At 65.4% G+C, this 1,426-nt stretch carries 2 protein-coding genes; both read right to left on the reverse strand.

Annotated features, from left to right (window positions below; translation table 11 throughout):
• Positions 1 to 77 precede the first annotated feature (77 nt).
• Positions 78 to 812: a glucosamine-6-phosphate deaminase gene (gene nagB, locus ACT84W_RS09405; protein ID WP_432290751.1), complete on the reverse strand. Its 735-nt coding sequence runs from the start codon at positions 810 to 812 to the stop codon at positions 78 to 80.
• Between the two features lie 191 nt (positions 813 to 1,003).
• Positions 1,004 to 1,426 (reverse strand): non-canonical purine NTP pyrophosphatase (locus ACT84W_RS09410; RefSeq protein ID WP_444329011.1); only part of this gene is annotated, 423 nt, incomplete at its 5' end.

Genomic DNA, 1,426 nt, shown 5'->3' on the forward strand with positions numbered 1-1,426 from the left:
CCCTTTTGTGCCTATATCAAAGACGGCGGCCAACCGGCGAGCGCAAACGGCGCCGAGGTCAGGGGCCTGTCCGTCTTTTACTCAGCGGGGCAGAGCGAAAGCGCGGCCTCGTCGGCGACCACGACGCAGTTGGTGTGCAGCTGCAGGATGGAGGCGGGGCAGCTCGGGGTCACGGGGCCGAAGCACATATCGCGAACAGCCTGAGCCTTCTTCTCACCGTTGGCGACGACGAGGATCATATGCGCATACATGATGGTCTGGACGCCCATGGTGTAGGCCTGGCGCGGGACATCCTCCTCCTTCTCGAAGAGGCGGGAGTTGGCCTGGATGGTGCTCTCGGTGAGGTCGACGCAGTGGGTGCCGGCGCTGAAGTGGTCGTCCGGCTCGTTGAAACCGATGTGGCCGTTGTTGCCGATGCCGAGGAGCTGCAGGTCAGGGTAGCCGGCCTCGGCGATCATGCGGTCGTAGTTCTTGCAGAAGGACTCGGGGTCCTTGGTCGCGCCGTCGGGCACGTGGGTCTTCGCGAGATCGATGTTCACGTGGTCAAAGAAGTTCTTGCGCATGAAGTAGTGGTAGCTCTGCGGGTCGTCGTCGGAAAGCCCCACGTACTCGTCGAGGTTGAAGGTGCTGACCTGCGAGAAATCGACGTCGCCCTTCTCGTACCACTTGATCAGCTGCTGGTAGGCGCCCATCGGCGTGCTGCCGGTGGCGAGGCCGAGGATGCATTCGGGCTTGAGGATGACCTGGGCCGAGATGATGTTGGCGGCCTTGCGGCTCATGTCCTGGTAATCCTTGGCGCGAACGATCTTCATGCTTACTCCTTCTTTTGCGTGACCGCCAGGGCGCGGCCGCGAAAACGATAAGAGAAAGACCCGCCGCGTCGAGGCCCCTGCCCGTCCACAGCTAAAAACTATTGTGCGCGATGTTTCGCCTGTTAACTGGCTCATTTTTATGTTACCAGCCGAACGGTGCGCGGGCGGCGGCGAGGTCGGTCGGCGCGGGCTTACCCCACCTTCGCCGCGAGATCCGCGAGCGCGCGGGCGCGGTGAGAGATGCGGTTCTTCTCGTCGAGCGAGAGCTCCGCCATCGTGCGGCCCGGGACATCGTCCGGCCAGAACAGCGGGTCGTAGCCGAAGCCGTTGGACCCGCGCAGCTCATGGCCGATGACGCCGGGGCAGTCGCCGTCGCCGCGCAGGACCTCGTCGCCGCGTACGAGCACGACGGTCGAGTGGAAGCGCGCGGTCCGGTCGGCGTCCTCCACGTTGGCGAGCTCGCGCAGGAGTTTCTGGTTGTTCGCTCCGTCGTTGCCGTGCTCGCCCGCCCAGCGCGCGGAGAAGATCCCCGGCGCGCCGTCGAGCGCGTCGACGCACAGGCCGGAGTCGTCCGCGACGGCCAGCTCAAGGCCCGTCTCGGCCTGCGCGGCGCG

It is taken from the genome of Paratractidigestivibacter sp. (assembly GCF_052362415.1).
In the GTDB taxonomy this organism is placed as follows: domain Bacteria; phylum Actinomycetota; class Coriobacteriia; order Coriobacteriales; family Atopobiaceae; genus Paratractidigestivibacter.